Below are 14,076 nucleotides of genomic sequence, written 5' to 3' on the forward strand. Positions count from 1 at the left end.
CTTAGAAATCGTAGCCGACGCGCAGGCCGATCGTGCGCGGCCGAAGCGTGCCAACGCGGCTGGCCAGGAACGCTTCCGGATGGCGATAGGTGACCGAATGATCGTCGAAGATATTTTCGACATAGGCGGCCAGCGACAGGCGATCGAGCTGCACGCCGACCGTGGCGTTCACGTTCTCATAGCTATCGGTATAGCCGAACGTCGGCTTGGTGGCGGCGGGATTGCCCGGCACACGCGGAAATTCGCTCGGGAACGAGCCGACATGCTGCGCGCTGAGCGCGATATTGGCCAGCGCGCTCGGCGATACCGCGAAGGCGTAATTGATATAGGTCGAGCCCTGGAAATGCGGTGCCGACAGCCGCGCGCCGAGCGTTGCGCCGGAGATCGCCGCTTCGCTCGCCGACAGCTTGGTCACCTTGGCGTCGTTCAGCGAGCCGTTGACGCCGATCGTCAGCCCGGAGACGGGATAGGCGAGCAGTTCGAGCTCGATCCCCTTGCTGCGCGCGCCGCCGATATTGGTCGCGAACTGCACCGCATCCGAGGTGCGGTTGGCCTGGACTTGGATGTTCTTCCAGTCGATCAGATAGACGGCGAGGTTGGCGGTCAGCTTGCCGTCGAGAAAGCGGCCCTTCATGCCGATCTCGTAATTTTTGAGATTGTCCGACGAGGCACCATCCGGAATGATGATGTCGGCGGCATTGATCACGCTCGCCCGCCCGGCCAGCGCGTTGACCACCGGGGTGCGGAAGCCGGTCGACAACGTGGCATAGGTGGTGAGCGACGCGGACGGCTTGAACGACGCGCTGATCTTGTAGGTCGCGCGCGACGCGCTGACCTTGAGCCCGGCGGAATACGGATAGGGATCGACGCGCGGCGCGACCGGAGCGGCCGGATTCTGGAACGCGACGGCGAAGAAATTGGCGAGATAGCCCCCAGCTTCGGTGAATGCCTGCGAATCCACGCGGCCGTAGCGCAATCCGCCGGTAACCCAGAATTTCTCGTCGAACCGATAAGTCAGCTCGCCGAAACCGGCCAGTTCGTGCGAGATCGTATGGCTGTTGAGCCGCTGGTAATATTGGCCCAGCCCGGCATTGGCGCCGTAAATGGCGCTCAGCAGCGCGGGCGAGGTGCGATAGTTGAAATCGACGTCGAGCCGGCGGCCGAGATAGAAGCCGCCGACGACCCAATCGATCTTGCCGCCGGGATCGGAGCTGAGCCGTGCTTCCTCGACGAACGTCTTCATCGCGCCATCGGCGTCGAGCCCGAACGGCAACGCGCCGCCGAAGGTATTGGCGAGATCGACGTAGAATTTCTGGTCGAAGCTCGAATAGGTCGTCGAACTGGTCAGGTGTGCGCCGTCGAACTGGTAATCGAGCGTCATGTTGCCGGTGGCGAGCTTGCCGGTGTACAAATCCGGCTGGTCGGAGATGCGCTTCTCGCGGCCCAGCGATGGGCTGGTCAGCGACGAATCCTTGGGATTGCTATCCTCATAGGACCCGAGGAACTTGATCGACAGCCGCTCGGTCGGCTTGATCAGCAGGGTCGCCCGGCCGCCCCAATCGATCAGCGTGTTGGAATTGTGCACGCCAGTGCCGACGTTATCGAGATAGCCCTCCTCGTCGCGGTAGAAGCCGACGACGCGCAGCCCGACCTTGTCGTCGATGATCGGCACGTTGATCATGCCGTTATAACGCTGGCGGAACGAATCGCTGCCGGTGAGCCCGAGATCGACCAGCCCGGAGGCGCCGAATTTGGTCAGGTCGGGCGCCTTGGTCAGGATGCGCAGCGCGCCGGACAGCGAGCCCGAGCCGAACAACGTGCCCTGTGGCCCACGCAGGAATTCGACGCGCTCGACATCGTACAGGTTGGTATCGAGTACCGTCGTGTTGCCGATCGTCGAAATCGGCAGTTCGTCGATATACACCGCGACGGTGCTCTGCAGCCCCGCGCCATAACCGTTGGTGGCGATGCCGCGCGCGGTGAAATTGTTGAAATTCGCGCTCGGCTTGTTGAGCACGATGCCCGGCGTCTCGCGCGCCAGCCCCTCATAGCCGACAATTCCCTTGGCGGTCAGCTCCTTCTGCGAAAAAGCGGTGACGCTGAGCGGGATGTCGCGCAGCCGTTCCGGGCGGCGGGTTGCCGTTACCACGATATCGTCATGCCGGTCGCTGTCGTTCTGGTCGGATACGCTGGGATCGAGCGGGCCGGTGGCCTGGCCGTTTTCTTGCGCGTCGGGGGCGTTCGCAGCGGTCTGGGCATGCGCGGTGGTAGCGACCAGCGCGGCTAAGCCCGCCGTAGCAAGGAAAATCGATTTCATGCGTCTCTCTCCCACGAGCGCCGATCGTTAATGCCGGCCGCTACACCGGCTGAATGCCCCGCAGGACATCAGCTGTCAATTCACTATCGCGAGCGTGAGCGTTTAATGAACAGGCTGCGAAATTTCACCCGAGCGTCGATTGGATTGTCTCATAAGACGACACTCAGGAGCGTTTCGCCGCTCTCCGAAAACGGACATCCGTTCACCTTCGGACGAGTATTGAGTTCGTCGCGGGTATTTCCGATGCGACTACTACCGACGCACAGTGGAGCTGGCCGGCCCGGGCAACCATTGCTTGCCCTCCACACGAACCAATGATACCCCAATCGCAATCGATTGCGCAACAAGCGACAGCTATTTTAGGGAGGAAAGCATGACAGCGTTCCGACTAGTCCGGCTCGCAGCTGCTCCGGCCTCCCGGGCGGGGGTCACTAGATTCTGTCACTTGGCCAACGCTGCCCGTTTGACCATGGCCGCGGACGACGGGCCTCCGCCCTCGCGTCAACTGATGAGGAACGGGGAATGACGGCCACCACGGCGATCGGCCGCCGGCATGTGACTGACAAATGCGGTGACGTTCTCCCGAACAAGCGAGATCTAAGCGACTCTTCGCTTATTATCCTGCGAACGCAGCCCGCTGGGGCTGCCGACGTAGTCGCGCGCCGGCTTGCTCCCCCCCTCCTGCGGGGGGACCAGAGATCCATGTCCGGGGGGCTCAATTACCCGGCGATCGGCCGGGGCACAGCATTGCTACTCGCCACGATTTGCTTGGCTAGTGCAACGACGGCGATCGCACGCGATCGCTGGGTAAGCGCATGGGGCACGGCGCAGCAGCTCGCACCGATGCCGCCCCCGCGGATCCCGCCGCCCCCGGCGGGCGGCACCAGGCCCGCACCGCCCCCGCCGGCCGCCCCCTCCCCGATTGTGCCCACGCCTGAAAAGCTCGCCGATCAGACGATCCGGATGGTCGTCCGTCCGACAATCGGCGGTAGCCTGTTGCGCGTGCAATTCTCCAATGCATCGGGCGGCGAGCCCGTTACGATCGCGCAGGCGCGCCTGGCAAAGAGTGCCGCTGGAGGTGCCATTACCACGACCACCGATCGCGCCATCAACTTTGCCGGGCAGCCGTCGGTGGTTATCCAGCCGGGCACGATGGCGATTAGCGACCCCGTGCGGCTTGATGTCGCAGCGCTCGATCTGCTTGCGGTCTCGATCCACCTGGCAGGTGAGACGGCGGTCAACACGCTGCATCCGCTGGGGTTGCGCACGACCTATGTGGCGAAGGGCGACCGCACCAGCGATGCCAGCCTGCCTGGCGCGGAAACCAACCGGTCCTACTTCTGGCTGACCGGTCTCGAGATGCAAGCGCCTGAGACATCCGGCGCGATCGTCACGTTCGGCGATTCCATTACCGATGGGTATGGCACTACGCCGAATACCGCGCGCGCCTGGCCCGATCTTCTCGCCGATCGCTTGCAACACGATCCGCGCACACGCGGGTTATCAGTCATCAATATGGGGATCTCGGGCAACCGGGTGCGTCGTGATGGCGCCGGTCTCTCCGCGCTCGCCCGCTTCGACCGCGACGTACTGGCGCGACCCGGCGTGCGTTGGGCAGTGTTGCTCGAGGGGATCAACGACATCAATTTCGCGGCAATTCCCGGCATCCCCGCCAGCGAGGCAGTCACGGCCGAGCAACTGATCGCCGCCTATACGCAGTTCATCGATCAGGCGCATGGCCACGGCATCAAGGTCGCTGGCGCCACCATCACACCGACCGAAGGCCTTTGGCTATACAGCGCAAAGACGGAGGCATTGCGCCAGACACTGAACGGCTGGATCCGTGACAGTGGCAAGTTCGACGCCGTGATCGATTTCGACGCTGCGGTGCGCGATCCGGCGCGAGCCACCCGCCTCAACCCCGCATTCGACCCGGGCGATCACGTCCATCCCAACGATGCTGGCAATGCGGCGATGGCGGCGGCGATCGACCTCGCCATCTTCACGCAGTAAGGCCACGCGGTCGCTCCATATTGCAACCGATCGAGGTTTGTTGCAAAGCGGTTGCAGCAAGCCTGTCGCTCGGACGTGCTATTGGGAGATGGGGTTTGGCCGGCAAAATCCGCACTATCTATGATCTGGCCGAATTGGCTGGCGTATCTGCGGCGACCGTTTCACGCGCGCTGGCCGGCAAGAACATGGTCAACTCCAAGACGTCGGAGCGGATCCGCAAGCTCGCCGAAAAGCATGACTTCCGTCCCAGCGCATTGGCGCGCAACTTGCGCACCAAGCAGCGCGGGGCGATCGGCGTCGTCGTGCCGCTCGGCCATGATCGCGGTCAGCATCTGTCCGATCCGTTCTTCATGACGCTGATCGGCTATCTCGCCGACGAGCTTTCGGAACGCGGCTTCGATCTCGTGCTGTCACGCGTCATCCCCAATCAGGACAATTGGCTATCCAAGCTGATCGATGCGGATCGCGTCGATGGCTTCATCGTCATCGGCCAGTCCGATCAATCGGAGGTGCTGGATCGCATCGCGGGCGATTACCTGCCGTTGGTGGCATGGGGCGGCTTCGTCCAGGGCCAGATCCATTGTTCGGTAGGCACCGACAATTACCTCGGCGGCCGGATCGCCACGCAGCATCTGATCGAGCGCGGCTGCCGGAGGATCGTGTTTTTAGGCAACACGCAGGCGATCGAGCCGTCGCTGCGACTGGAAGGTGCCAAGGCCGCCATCCGCGCGCGCGACGATATCGTGCTGGTAGATACGCCGACCCACTTCGCCTCCGAAGTCAGCGGTTCGGATATCGATGATTTCCTGAGCCAGACGGATGTGCGTCCCGACGGCATCTTCGCCGCCTCCGATCTGATTGCGCTCACCGCAATCCAGGTGCTGGCGACGCGCGGTATCTCCGTGCCCGGCGACGTCAAGGTCGTGGGCTATGACGATCTGTACATCGCCCGCACCAGCGCGCCGCCGCTCTCTACCGTACGGCAGAATATCGCGGCGGGCGCCGCGCATCTGGTCGGCAGCCTGATGAAGCGTATCGCGGGCGAGACCACTGGATCCACGATCCTCAATCCCGAACTGATCGTGCGGGGAAGCACCTGAACGTGGATTGACTTGCAATCGATTGCTAATACGATGCCCCCCGTACAGTGAAAGCCATGCCACGCGCCGATAAAGGACGGGGATGAGGCAACGAAGACCCGGGAGAGCGATGATGACGAGAAAAATTAACGGGTATAGCGGCCTCGCTGCGCTGGCGCTGTCGTTGGTCGCTACCGGCGCTCAAGCCCAAATAGCCGCGCCCGAGCCCACCACCACCGCCGCACCGTCATCGGACGACGCTGCCAAGTTGCGGCCGATAGCGCCCGAGTTGCAGGAAGCCGCGCGCAAGGCGATGGGATTCTCCAAGATGATGGGCAACATCGATGAAAAGATGGTGCTCGCATCGCGCAATCGGCCCGCCGGCCCGCCGCCGGCCGAGCGGCAGGCCGATGTGCCCGTCAGCGAACAGATGATTCCGGGGCCCAAGGGCGCACCGCAGGTGAAAGTGTTCGTGATCAACGCGAAAGCCGGCACCAGCCGTCCCGGAATCCTGCACACGCATGGCGGCGGCTTCATCCTCGGCACCGCCGCGACCGACATCCGCCGCTTGCAGGACATCGCACGCGAACTCGATTGCGTGATCGTCACGGTCGAATACCGCCTCGCGCCCGAAACCGATTTCACCGGATCGATCGAGGATAACTATGCCGGGCTGCGCTGGATGAACGGCAATGCCGCGGCGCTCGGGCTCGATCGCAGCCGCATCGCACTGACCGGCGAAAGCGCCGGCGGCGGCCATGCCGCCTTGCTCGCCATCACCGCGCGCGACCGCGGCGAATTCCCGATCCTGTTCCAGGCATTGGTCTATCCGATGCTCGACGATCGCACCGGCGGCGTAGTGAAGGCACCCGCGCATATCGCCACGGTCGGCTGGAGCGCGTCGGAAAACCAATATGGCTGGCGCGCCTTTCTCGGGCAACAGCCCGGCACCGCGTCGGTCCCTGCCCGCGCCGTCCCCGCACGCACCGAGAGCCTGGCCGGATTGCCGCCCGCGTTCATCGAAGTCGGCGGGGTGGATTTGTTCGCCGGCGAGGATATCGACTATGCGCATCGGCTGAACGATGCCGGCGTGCCGGTCGAGCTGCTGGTCGTCCCGGGCGCCTTCCACGGCTTCGATCAGTTGGCACCCGACAGCCCGCAAGCCAAGCAGTTCACCGGCGCCAAGATAGAAGCGCTGCGCCGCGCGTTCGCCCGCACAGCCAAATAGCGAACAGGCGGGATTTGCCGGGATCGCCCCCCGGCAAGCCGGCCACTTGGCTAGAATTCCCGGCACGCCCGATGCGTGGCAGCAAACGATTGCATTGATCTCGCCCCCCATAGAAGACCGTTGGCATATTGAGCTCCCGGTTTGCTTGACGATCAAGCTAGTCGCGTTTATGCAATCGATTGAAATTATAAAAAAGACAGGGAGAGGGATGATGATAAAGCTTCGCAGCACCGTTGCGATGATCGCACTTGCCGGCAGCCTGCTGGCGTCGGCGGCATCGGCACAGACCGCGACCACTGAGACACCTGAGCCCACCGACCAAGCGGACGCTCGACCCGACGAAGGGCAGGACATCGTCGTGACAGCCTCCAAATCCGGCGCGCAGACATTGCAGAGTGTACCACTCGCGATCCAGGCGTTCAGCGGCGAAGAGCTGAAGGAACGTAACATCACCACGGTCGGTGATCTGGTCTCCAGCGTGCCGGGCGCATCGGAGGGCTTCCGGCAGTCGAACGGCTCGCGCTTTTACAATCTGCGTGGCGCCGTTACCCAGAATGGCGATTCACCGATCGGCTATTATCTCGATGACGCGCCGTTCATTGTCACTAATTTCGGCATTGCGCCGCCGGTACGCTTCATCGACATCCAGCGCGTCGAAGTCCTGCGTGGGCCACAGGGCACGCTTTACGGGCAGGGCTCGTCGGGCGGCGTGTTCATCTTTCACACGCGCGATCCGAACCTCAAAAGGATCGATTACGCGTTCGAGGCGGAATCATCGAAAACGGTCGGGGCCGGCGGACTGAATTACGGTCTTGCCGGCGCGATTTCCGTGCCGATCATCAAGGACGTGTTGGCGGTCCGCGTCAGCGGCGGTTTTTCGCGCGAGTCCGGTTGGGCTGATGCCTATTTCGGTGCCTTTGACGGAACGCCTGACCAGAAGGACGTAAACTCCGCGAAGAACGACGATCTGCGCGTCGTCGTGCTGGCCCGGCCGGCGGATAACGTTACTATTCGCGCGCAATACTGGAATTTCCGGCCGCGGCAAAACTTCACCGGCTTTACGGCGTCGGTCAAGCCGCCCTATTTCGAAAATACCGCAGGGCAGGATGGCTTTTCCAACGGTGATTTCACACTGTTGAGCCTGACGGGTACCGTCGACTTCAAGGCATTCAGCGTCACCAGTGCGACCAGCTATTTGAAAGGCGAATTCGGAATCAACATTCCGCTGTCGCCCGCAGGATCGTTCTCCAGCCAGTTTCTGCCCAAAATGTTTGCGCAAGAGCTGCGCGTCAACTCCAACGGCGCCGGGCCCTTCCACTGGGTGATCGGTGGCTCGTATCAGAATGGCAGCGGCCCGCAGGTCAATACGCTCACGCTCCCTGCCGTGGTGATCAATGCCGACAACAATACAACCACCAAAAATTACGCAGCGTTCGGCGAGCTCAGCTACGATCTGTTCGACGGCAAGCTTGTACCGCTAGTTGGCTTGCGCACCTATCACGACGATCGCGCTTTCGTCGACGCAACGGCCACGGTACCGACCACCGAGAGCGTGCGCACGTGGCGCCTCAATCTCTCCTACCTCCCAAGCGACGACCTGACGATGTTCGTGTCTGCTTCGACCGGATTCCGCCCCGGCATCGTGCAGTCGCGCGTGCAGGTCGAATCGCTCGCGCTGGCCGGCGTCCCGGTCGGCGTGGCGCTCGACCCCGAATCGACGAAGAATTACGAATTCGGCCTGAAATGGCGCAGTCCGAGCCGCGCCTTGACCGTCGGCCTCAATCTCTACCAGCTCGAATATACCGATCTCCAGACCTCGGTCACCGGCGGTATCGACAACGTCAACGGCTATGCCAATTTCGGTGACGCGACCACCAAGGGGATCGATCTGGAAGTGCATTGGCGCACGCCGCTCGAGGGGCTCAACCTCGGCTTCGTCGGCAACATCAACGACAGCAAATATGATACGGTCAACGCGACGGTCGCGGCGGCACAACCCTTGCTGCGCCCAGGCGCGCGCTTGCTCAACACGCTCGACAACAATTATCGCATCGACGTCAATTACAGTCGCGATATCGCCCCCGACTTCGAGGGTTTCGGCAACCTGTCGTTCAGCCATAGCGGGGACCGTATCCAAACCAACGGCAATACGGCGCGCCCCTATAATCTGGTCGGCCTGACGATGGGCGTCCGTCATGACGACTGGGAACTTGCTTTGGTCGGCAACAACCTCGCCGACGAGCGTGGGCCGACGTTCATCGGCACGACTGGACCGCTATCCGGCTCCGGCCCCACGCCGCGCACCATCGGGCTGCGCTTCCGCCTGAACCCGCGCTAAAGCGGCGCGACGGTGGGCACGATATCGCCCACCGTCGCCACGAAACGCCATGCGGGAACAACGAGCGCGCGCCGCCGCGCGACAATCAGGGTATGCCGGATGGCCATCAAGGAGCGGAAAGCGTGACGGACAGCCAAGCCACCGCAGAAGGCGGCACAACGCTGCTCAAGGCACTAGTGTTTCTCATGTTCGCAATGTTCGCGATGACCACGGACTCGGTCGGCACGGTCATTCCGGAGGTGATCCGCGAATTCCGGCTTGGCCTGACCGCAGGCGGATCGTTCCAATATGCCACCATGTCGGGGATCGGCATTTCCGCGATCGCGCTTGGCTTCCTGGCCGATCGCATTGGGCGCAAGGCGACGATCCTGATCGGCCTGTGCCTGTTCGGCGCCAGTTCCGCCTTGTTCGCCGCGGGGCACAATTTCCTGTTCTTCGTCGTCCTGCTGTTCATTTCCGGGCTCGGCATCGGCATCTTCAAGGCCGGCGCGCTCGCGCTGATCGGCGATCTCTCCCGCTCCACCCGCGAACATGCGCGCACGATGAACCTGATCGAGGGTTTTTTCGGCATCGGCGCGATCGCCGGCCCGGCGATCGTGGCGTACATGCTGCACACCGGCGCGAGCTGGAAATGGGTCTATCTGATCGCCGCGATGCTGTGCGGGCTGCTCGTCCTCGGATCGGCCTTTGCGCGCTTTCCCCGCCCGATCGTGACACGCGCCGAACCGGCTCAGGCCAGCGAAGCGATCCGCATGGCGGGCGATCCCGCGGCACGGTTCTTCGGCGGCGCGCTGATGCTGTATGTCGGCGCGGAGGCGGCGATCTATGTCTGGGCGCCGACCTATCTAGCCGATTATTCGGGGTCGTGGACCTGGCTCGCTGCGTATGTGGTCTCGATCTTCTTCGTCCTTCGCGCGGTCGGCCGGTTCCTGGGCGTATGGCTGTTGGCGCGGCTCGACTGGGCCACCGTGCTGCTGGCGTGCAGCGCGGCGATGGCGCTGCTGCTGTGGGTCGCGGTGCTCGGCGGGCGTGAAGTGGCGATCTTCGCGCTGCCCGCCACCGGGCTGTTCATGTCTGTGCTGTACCCGACGATCAATTCCACCGGGATCAGTTGTTACGACAAGGGCCGCCACGGATCGATTGCCGGGCTGCTGCTGTTCTTCACCTGCCTCAGCGCCGTGTTCGCGCCGATGGCGATGGGCGCGCTCGGCGACTGGCTCGGCGACAGCGCGTACAGCCTGGTGCTCGGCGCGGTCTTCGCCAGCTTGCTTGCCGCGCTGTGCGGTTGGAACGTCGCCCGTGCGCCGTTTGCGGCAACGCTCGCCGCGCGCGACGTCGACGATTACGGGGCACAGGGCGGTGCCGAACTGACGGCGCCTGCGGAACGCTAGATCTCGCCTGTCTTGTGAGGTCGATGTGCGCCAACAAGGTCAACCGCGCAACGCGATGCGGACGCACCGGGCTTCGCCCTGCCCCGCGTTGCGTTGGCCGCGTCGTTCAGCGACAAGGGTCTCGTGGGGGTGCGCAACGGCTGTGCTCGATGCCTGCGTTGCCGATGACGGCTTGAAAGACGGCCCTTGTCGGCGCGTACGGTCGCTGCACATCCGCCCGGATATTGCCAAGGCTGCAACGCACCCGCTGTTATGCGGCGCTCAGCCGCCCCGTGGTGAAGATACGCTTTTACCGCGCTCGCTGGACTCAGCCTTTGGCCGCGAAGTGCCGATCGAGCCAGGCGGCAAACAGCGTCGACCATCGCCCACAGGGCTTGTCGGCCGGACCAAGCCCGAAGCCGTGACCGCCTTCTTCGAACAGATGCACTTCAACCGGCCGTTTGGCGGCTTGCATAGCGCGCATCATGATCAGGCTGTTCTCGGCCGGCACCGCCGAGTCATCTAGCGCATGGACCAAAAAGACCGGCGGCGTGTCCGCGCCGACATGCGACGCCGGGGACCGCCGCGCGACCAGATCGGCGGTTGGTGCATTGCCCAGCAATCGCATCGCCGATTCGGTGTGCGTTATCGGTGCGGTGACGCTGATCACGGGATAGATCAGCCCCATTGCCGTCGGCCGTGCATCCAGCGCATCGGTCGCATCGCGCGGTCTATACACCGGCTGGGCAAAGTCGGTTGCGAGCGTGGCACCCAGATGGCCGCCCGCCGAAAAGCCGACCGCCGCGACCATGTCGGCGCCGTAGCCGTACCGCCCGGCCTGCGCACGGATCATGCGGATCGCCCGCTGCGCGTCCTGCAGCGGCACATCTTCGCGCCCCTTCCAGCCCTCGTCGGGCAAACGATAGGTCAGCACGAACACGGTATAGCCCCGCGCGGTCATCGTGCGCGCCACATCAACGCCTTCGTTAAGGATCGATACGAACGTATAGGCGCCGCCCGGCATGACCAGCAGCGCGCGGCCGTTAGACGTCGCCGGTCGGAACACGCGCAGCACCGGGCGCTCGATGTTGCGCACCATGATGTCGGGCCAGCCCGGCGGCAGCGGTTTGGCCGCAAAGCCATTGGTCGGCGGACCATCGGGCCACAAGGAAATCTGCTCGGCATCGATCCAGGATTTGGGCATCGGCGGCAATTTGGGGAATTGCTGCGCCTGCGCCTGCGTCACCACGCCAAGGCTCGCCAGGCCGGCCGCGGCGGTGAGAAACGATCGCCGCCCGATCGGCACGCCCAGACGTTCGAGATCCGATTTCATGCTCACCTCTCCCGGCGCGATCACCACGCTCTGCTGGCGACACGGTTGCCACGATAAGATCCGTTGCGCCATACGAATCCGAGCCTTATCCACAATCGATTGCGGATCCTTTAGCGAAGATCGGTTGCTGCTGCCGTAATCACGTTGAAATCCAGCGAAGCACGTGCAATCGATTGTGAATGCGATCGCTTCTCGATAGAGAAGCGACTATAAGATGAATGGAGGGATGGCATTGGTCCGGCATATTGGCGCAGGCCGCAATTGGCAGCAGGTCGCCGCCGTCGCGTCGATGATCGCGCGCAGCAGTTCCAACACATCGGGATGGACCGCACGTTGACCCGATCGTCGGCTTCCCCCGTTCCCGGCATATCCGCCCCTGGCCGCTGGACGACCGAGCAAGTCCGCGCGATCGGTGACATTCGCCACGACGCCGCCCCGTTGATCGGTGCCGAACATGTCGTCCCCGTCACGGCAGATCTTGATATTTGGGATGCCTGGCCGATCCAGAATGCCGACGGGACGCCCGCGGTGCTCGACGGTGACGTGACATTGTGGATGGCGCTGGGCGCGCCGCAATTCCCCGACCCCGAGGCGCGCCACGGCCATGCGCGGATCCATTTGCTGTCGCGCGACGCGGGTGGATGGAAACATCTCGGCCCGGCGCTTGCCGACGGATTTTCGCCGGGCAGTCGCGAATGGTCCGGCTCGGCATTGCTCGCACCGGATCGCACATCGCTGATCCTGTTCTTCACCGCCACCGGGCGACGCGGCGAAGCCACACCGACATTCGAACAGCGGCTGTTCCGCGCCGAGGCCACGCTCGCCTACACCGATCAGGGATATCGCCTGATCGACTGGCGCGCGCTGCAGGAGATCATCGCGCGCGATCCGGCGCACTACATGGCCAGCGATGCCGGTACCGGCGCGGTCGGCACGATCAAGGCCTACCGCGATCCGGCCTATTTTCGCGACCCCATGGACGGCAGCCACCATATCTTCTTCGCCGCTTCCCTGGCCGGCTCGTCATCGGCCTTCAACGGTGCCGTGGGCAGCGCAATCGCGCGTGACGATGCGCTGGAGCATTGGCAGATCCAGCCCCCGCTGATCAGCGCCGATACGCTGAACAACGAGCTGGAGCGGCCCCATGTCATCTTGCACGACGGGTTATATTACCTGTTCTGGTCCACCCAGACGCATGTGTTCGATCCCGTTGGCCCGGTCGGCCCCACCGGTCTGTACGGCATGGTCTCCGAGCGGCTGAGCGACGGCTGGCGCCCGCTCAACGGCACCGGGCTGGTGTTCGCCAATCCGTCCGAAGCCCCGAAACAGGCGTATAGCTGGCTCGTCCTGCCCGATCTGCAGGTGACGAGCTTCATCGATGCCTGGGGCAGCGATGGCAAGGATGCCGATGCCAAGCGTTTCGGCGCAACCTTCGCACCAATGCTGCGGTTGCGGCTGGACGGCGACAGCGCCGGGCTGACGGGGCTGGCGTGAACGCGACGACGCGTTTCGCCGGGATTGAACTGGGCGGCACCAAGGCGATCGCGGTGATCGCTGAGGGCAACCGGATTATCGATCGCCGCGTCATCCCCACCGTTGCGCCGGGCCAGACGCTGCCGGCGTTGCGCGCGCAACTTGATCGCTGGCTTGCCGAGGCGCCGTTCGCCGCGCTCGGCATCGCCTCGTTCGGGCCGATCCAGCTCGATCCCGCACATCCTGATTTCGGTCACATCCTGGCCACGCCAAAGCCCGGCTGGACCGGTGCGACAGTCGCAGCCACGCTGACCGATGGGCTGGCCTGTCCGTGGCGGATCGATACCGATGTGAACGGCGCCGCGCTGGCCGAATATCATTGGGGCGCGGGCGGGCAATGCACCAGCCTGTGCTATGTCACTATCGGCACGGGGCTGGGCGGCGGCGTGCTGATCAATGGCCGCGCGGTGCACGGCGCGATGCATCCCGAAATCGGGCATCTTCGGCTGCGGCGCACGATCGGCGACACGTTTTCCGGCAGTTGCTCGTTCCATGGCGATTGCATCGAAGGGCTGGTCTGCGGCTCGGCGCTTCGCGACCGGTTTGGTATGGATCCCGCCTACGCAGCCGATACGCATCCCGTATGGCGGCACGTCGCGGCGGACATCGCCGAATTGTGCGGCACAATCCTGCTCACCACCGCGGCACAGCGCATCCTCTTTGGCGGCAGCGTAATCCTCTCGCGCCCGTTCCTGCTGCCATGGGTGCGCGAGATGGTGGTCGATCGGCTCGGCACCTATCTGCCATTCCTTTATACCGGCAGCGCCGAACAGATCCTCCAATTGGCCGGATTGGGCACCGAAGCGGGACCGCTGGGGGCGATCGCCCTGGCCCAGGCGGCACTGAACGCGGCCGGCCGCTGAGG

9 protein-coding genes are annotated in these 14,076 nt (G+C 63.9%); 7 read left to right on the forward strand and 2 right to left on the reverse strand.

Annotated features, from left to right (window positions below; genetic code table 11):
• Position 1: 1 nt before the first annotated feature.
• Positions 2-2,317, reverse strand: coding sequence for a TonB-dependent receptor (locus tag NV401_RS17995; protein WP_261295840.1), 2,316 nt, complete (start codon positions 2,315-2,317; stop codon positions 2-4).
• A gap of 522 nt (positions 2,318-2,839) precedes the next feature.
• Between NV401_RS17995 and NV401_RS18000 the strand changes: the two genes are divergently transcribed.
• From NV401_RS18000 to NV401_RS18020, 5 genes are all read left to right on the forward strand, one after another.
• Positions 2,840-4,330, forward strand: a complete 1,491-nt coding sequence (locus NV401_RS18000; protein WP_261295841.1) for an SGNH/GDSL hydrolase family protein — start codon at positions 2,840-2,842, stop codon at positions 4,328-4,330.
• 95 nt (positions 4,331-4,425) lie between these two features.
• Entirely contained in the window at positions 4,426-5,430 is a 1,005-nt protein-coding gene (locus NV401_RS18005; RefSeq protein WP_315369933.1) for a LacI family DNA-binding transcriptional regulator, read from the forward strand.
• Between the two features lie 112 nt (positions 5,431-5,542).
• Positions 5,543-6,637 carry an alpha/beta hydrolase gene (locus NV401_RS18010; protein ID WP_261295842.1) on the forward strand — a complete coding sequence of 365 codons (1,095 nt, stop codon included), beginning with the start codon at positions 5,543-5,545 and terminating at the stop codon, positions 6,635-6,637.
• Between the two features lie 46 nt (positions 6,638-6,683).
• Positions 6,684-8,975 (forward strand): TonB-dependent receptor, encoded by a 2,292-nt coding sequence (locus tag NV401_RS18015; RefSeq protein WP_261295843.1) that lies wholly within the window; start codon positions 6,684-6,686, stop codon positions 8,973-8,975.
• Between the two features lie 122 nt (positions 8,976-9,097).
• Positions 9,098-10,366 carry an MFS transporter gene (locus NV401_RS18020; RefSeq protein WP_261295844.1) on the forward strand — a complete coding sequence of 423 codons (1,269 nt, stop codon included), beginning with the start codon at positions 9,098-9,100 and terminating at the stop codon, positions 10,364-10,366.
• 307 nt (positions 10,367-10,673) lie between these two features.
• Here NV401_RS18020 and NV401_RS18025 read toward each other — a convergent pair whose 3' ends face one another.
• Positions 10,674-11,678 (reverse strand): alpha/beta hydrolase, encoded by a 1,005-nt coding sequence (locus NV401_RS18025; RefSeq protein WP_261295845.1) that lies wholly within the window; start codon positions 11,676-11,678, stop codon positions 10,674-10,676.
• A 321-nt stretch (positions 11,679-11,999) separates the two neighbouring features.
• Between NV401_RS18025 and NV401_RS18030 the strand changes: the two genes are divergently transcribed.
• Together NV401_RS18030 and NV401_RS18035 are read left to right on the forward strand one after the other, a co-directional pair.
• Positions 12,000-13,172, forward strand: a complete 1,173-nt coding sequence (locus NV401_RS18030; RefSeq protein WP_261295846.1) for a glycoside hydrolase family 68 protein — start codon at positions 12,000-12,002, stop codon at positions 13,170-13,172.
• Positions 13,169-14,074 carry an ROK family protein gene (locus NV401_RS18035; RefSeq protein WP_261295847.1) on the forward strand — a complete coding sequence of 302 codons (906 nt, stop codon included), beginning with the start codon at positions 13,169-13,171 and terminating at the stop codon, positions 14,072-14,074. Before NV401_RS18030 ends, NV401_RS18035 begins: the two co-directional genes overlap by 4 nt.
• Positions 14,075-14,076: the final 2 nt, after the last annotated feature.

It is taken from the genome of Sphingomonas hylomeconis, assembly GCF_025370105.1.
GTDB lineage: Bacteria > Pseudomonadota > Alphaproteobacteria > Sphingomonadales > Sphingomonadaceae > Sphingomonas > Sphingomonas hylomeconis.

What these genes read in the sequence shown, in the direction of transcription:
- NV401_RS17995 (WP_261295840.1), bottom strand. Translation starts at nt 2,317, where the DNA reads ATGAAATCGATTTTCCTTGCTACGGCGGGCTTAGCCGCGCTGGTCGCT.
- NV401_RS18000 (WP_261295841.1), top strand. Translation starts at nt 2,840, where the DNA reads ATGACGGCCACCACGGCGATCGGCCGCCGGCATGTGACTGACAAATGC.
- NV401_RS18010 (WP_261295842.1), top strand. Translation starts at nt 5,543, where the DNA reads ATGACGAGAAAAATTAACGGGTATAGCGGCCTCGCTGCGCTGGCGCTG.
- NV401_RS18025 (WP_261295845.1), bottom strand. Translation starts at nt 11,678, where the DNA reads ATGAAATCGGATCTCGAACGTCTGGGCGTGCCGATCGGGCGGCGATCG.
- NV401_RS18030 (WP_261295846.1), top strand. Translation starts at nt 12,000, where the DNA reads ATGGACCGCACGTTGACCCGATCGTCGGCTTCCCCCGTTCCCGGCATA.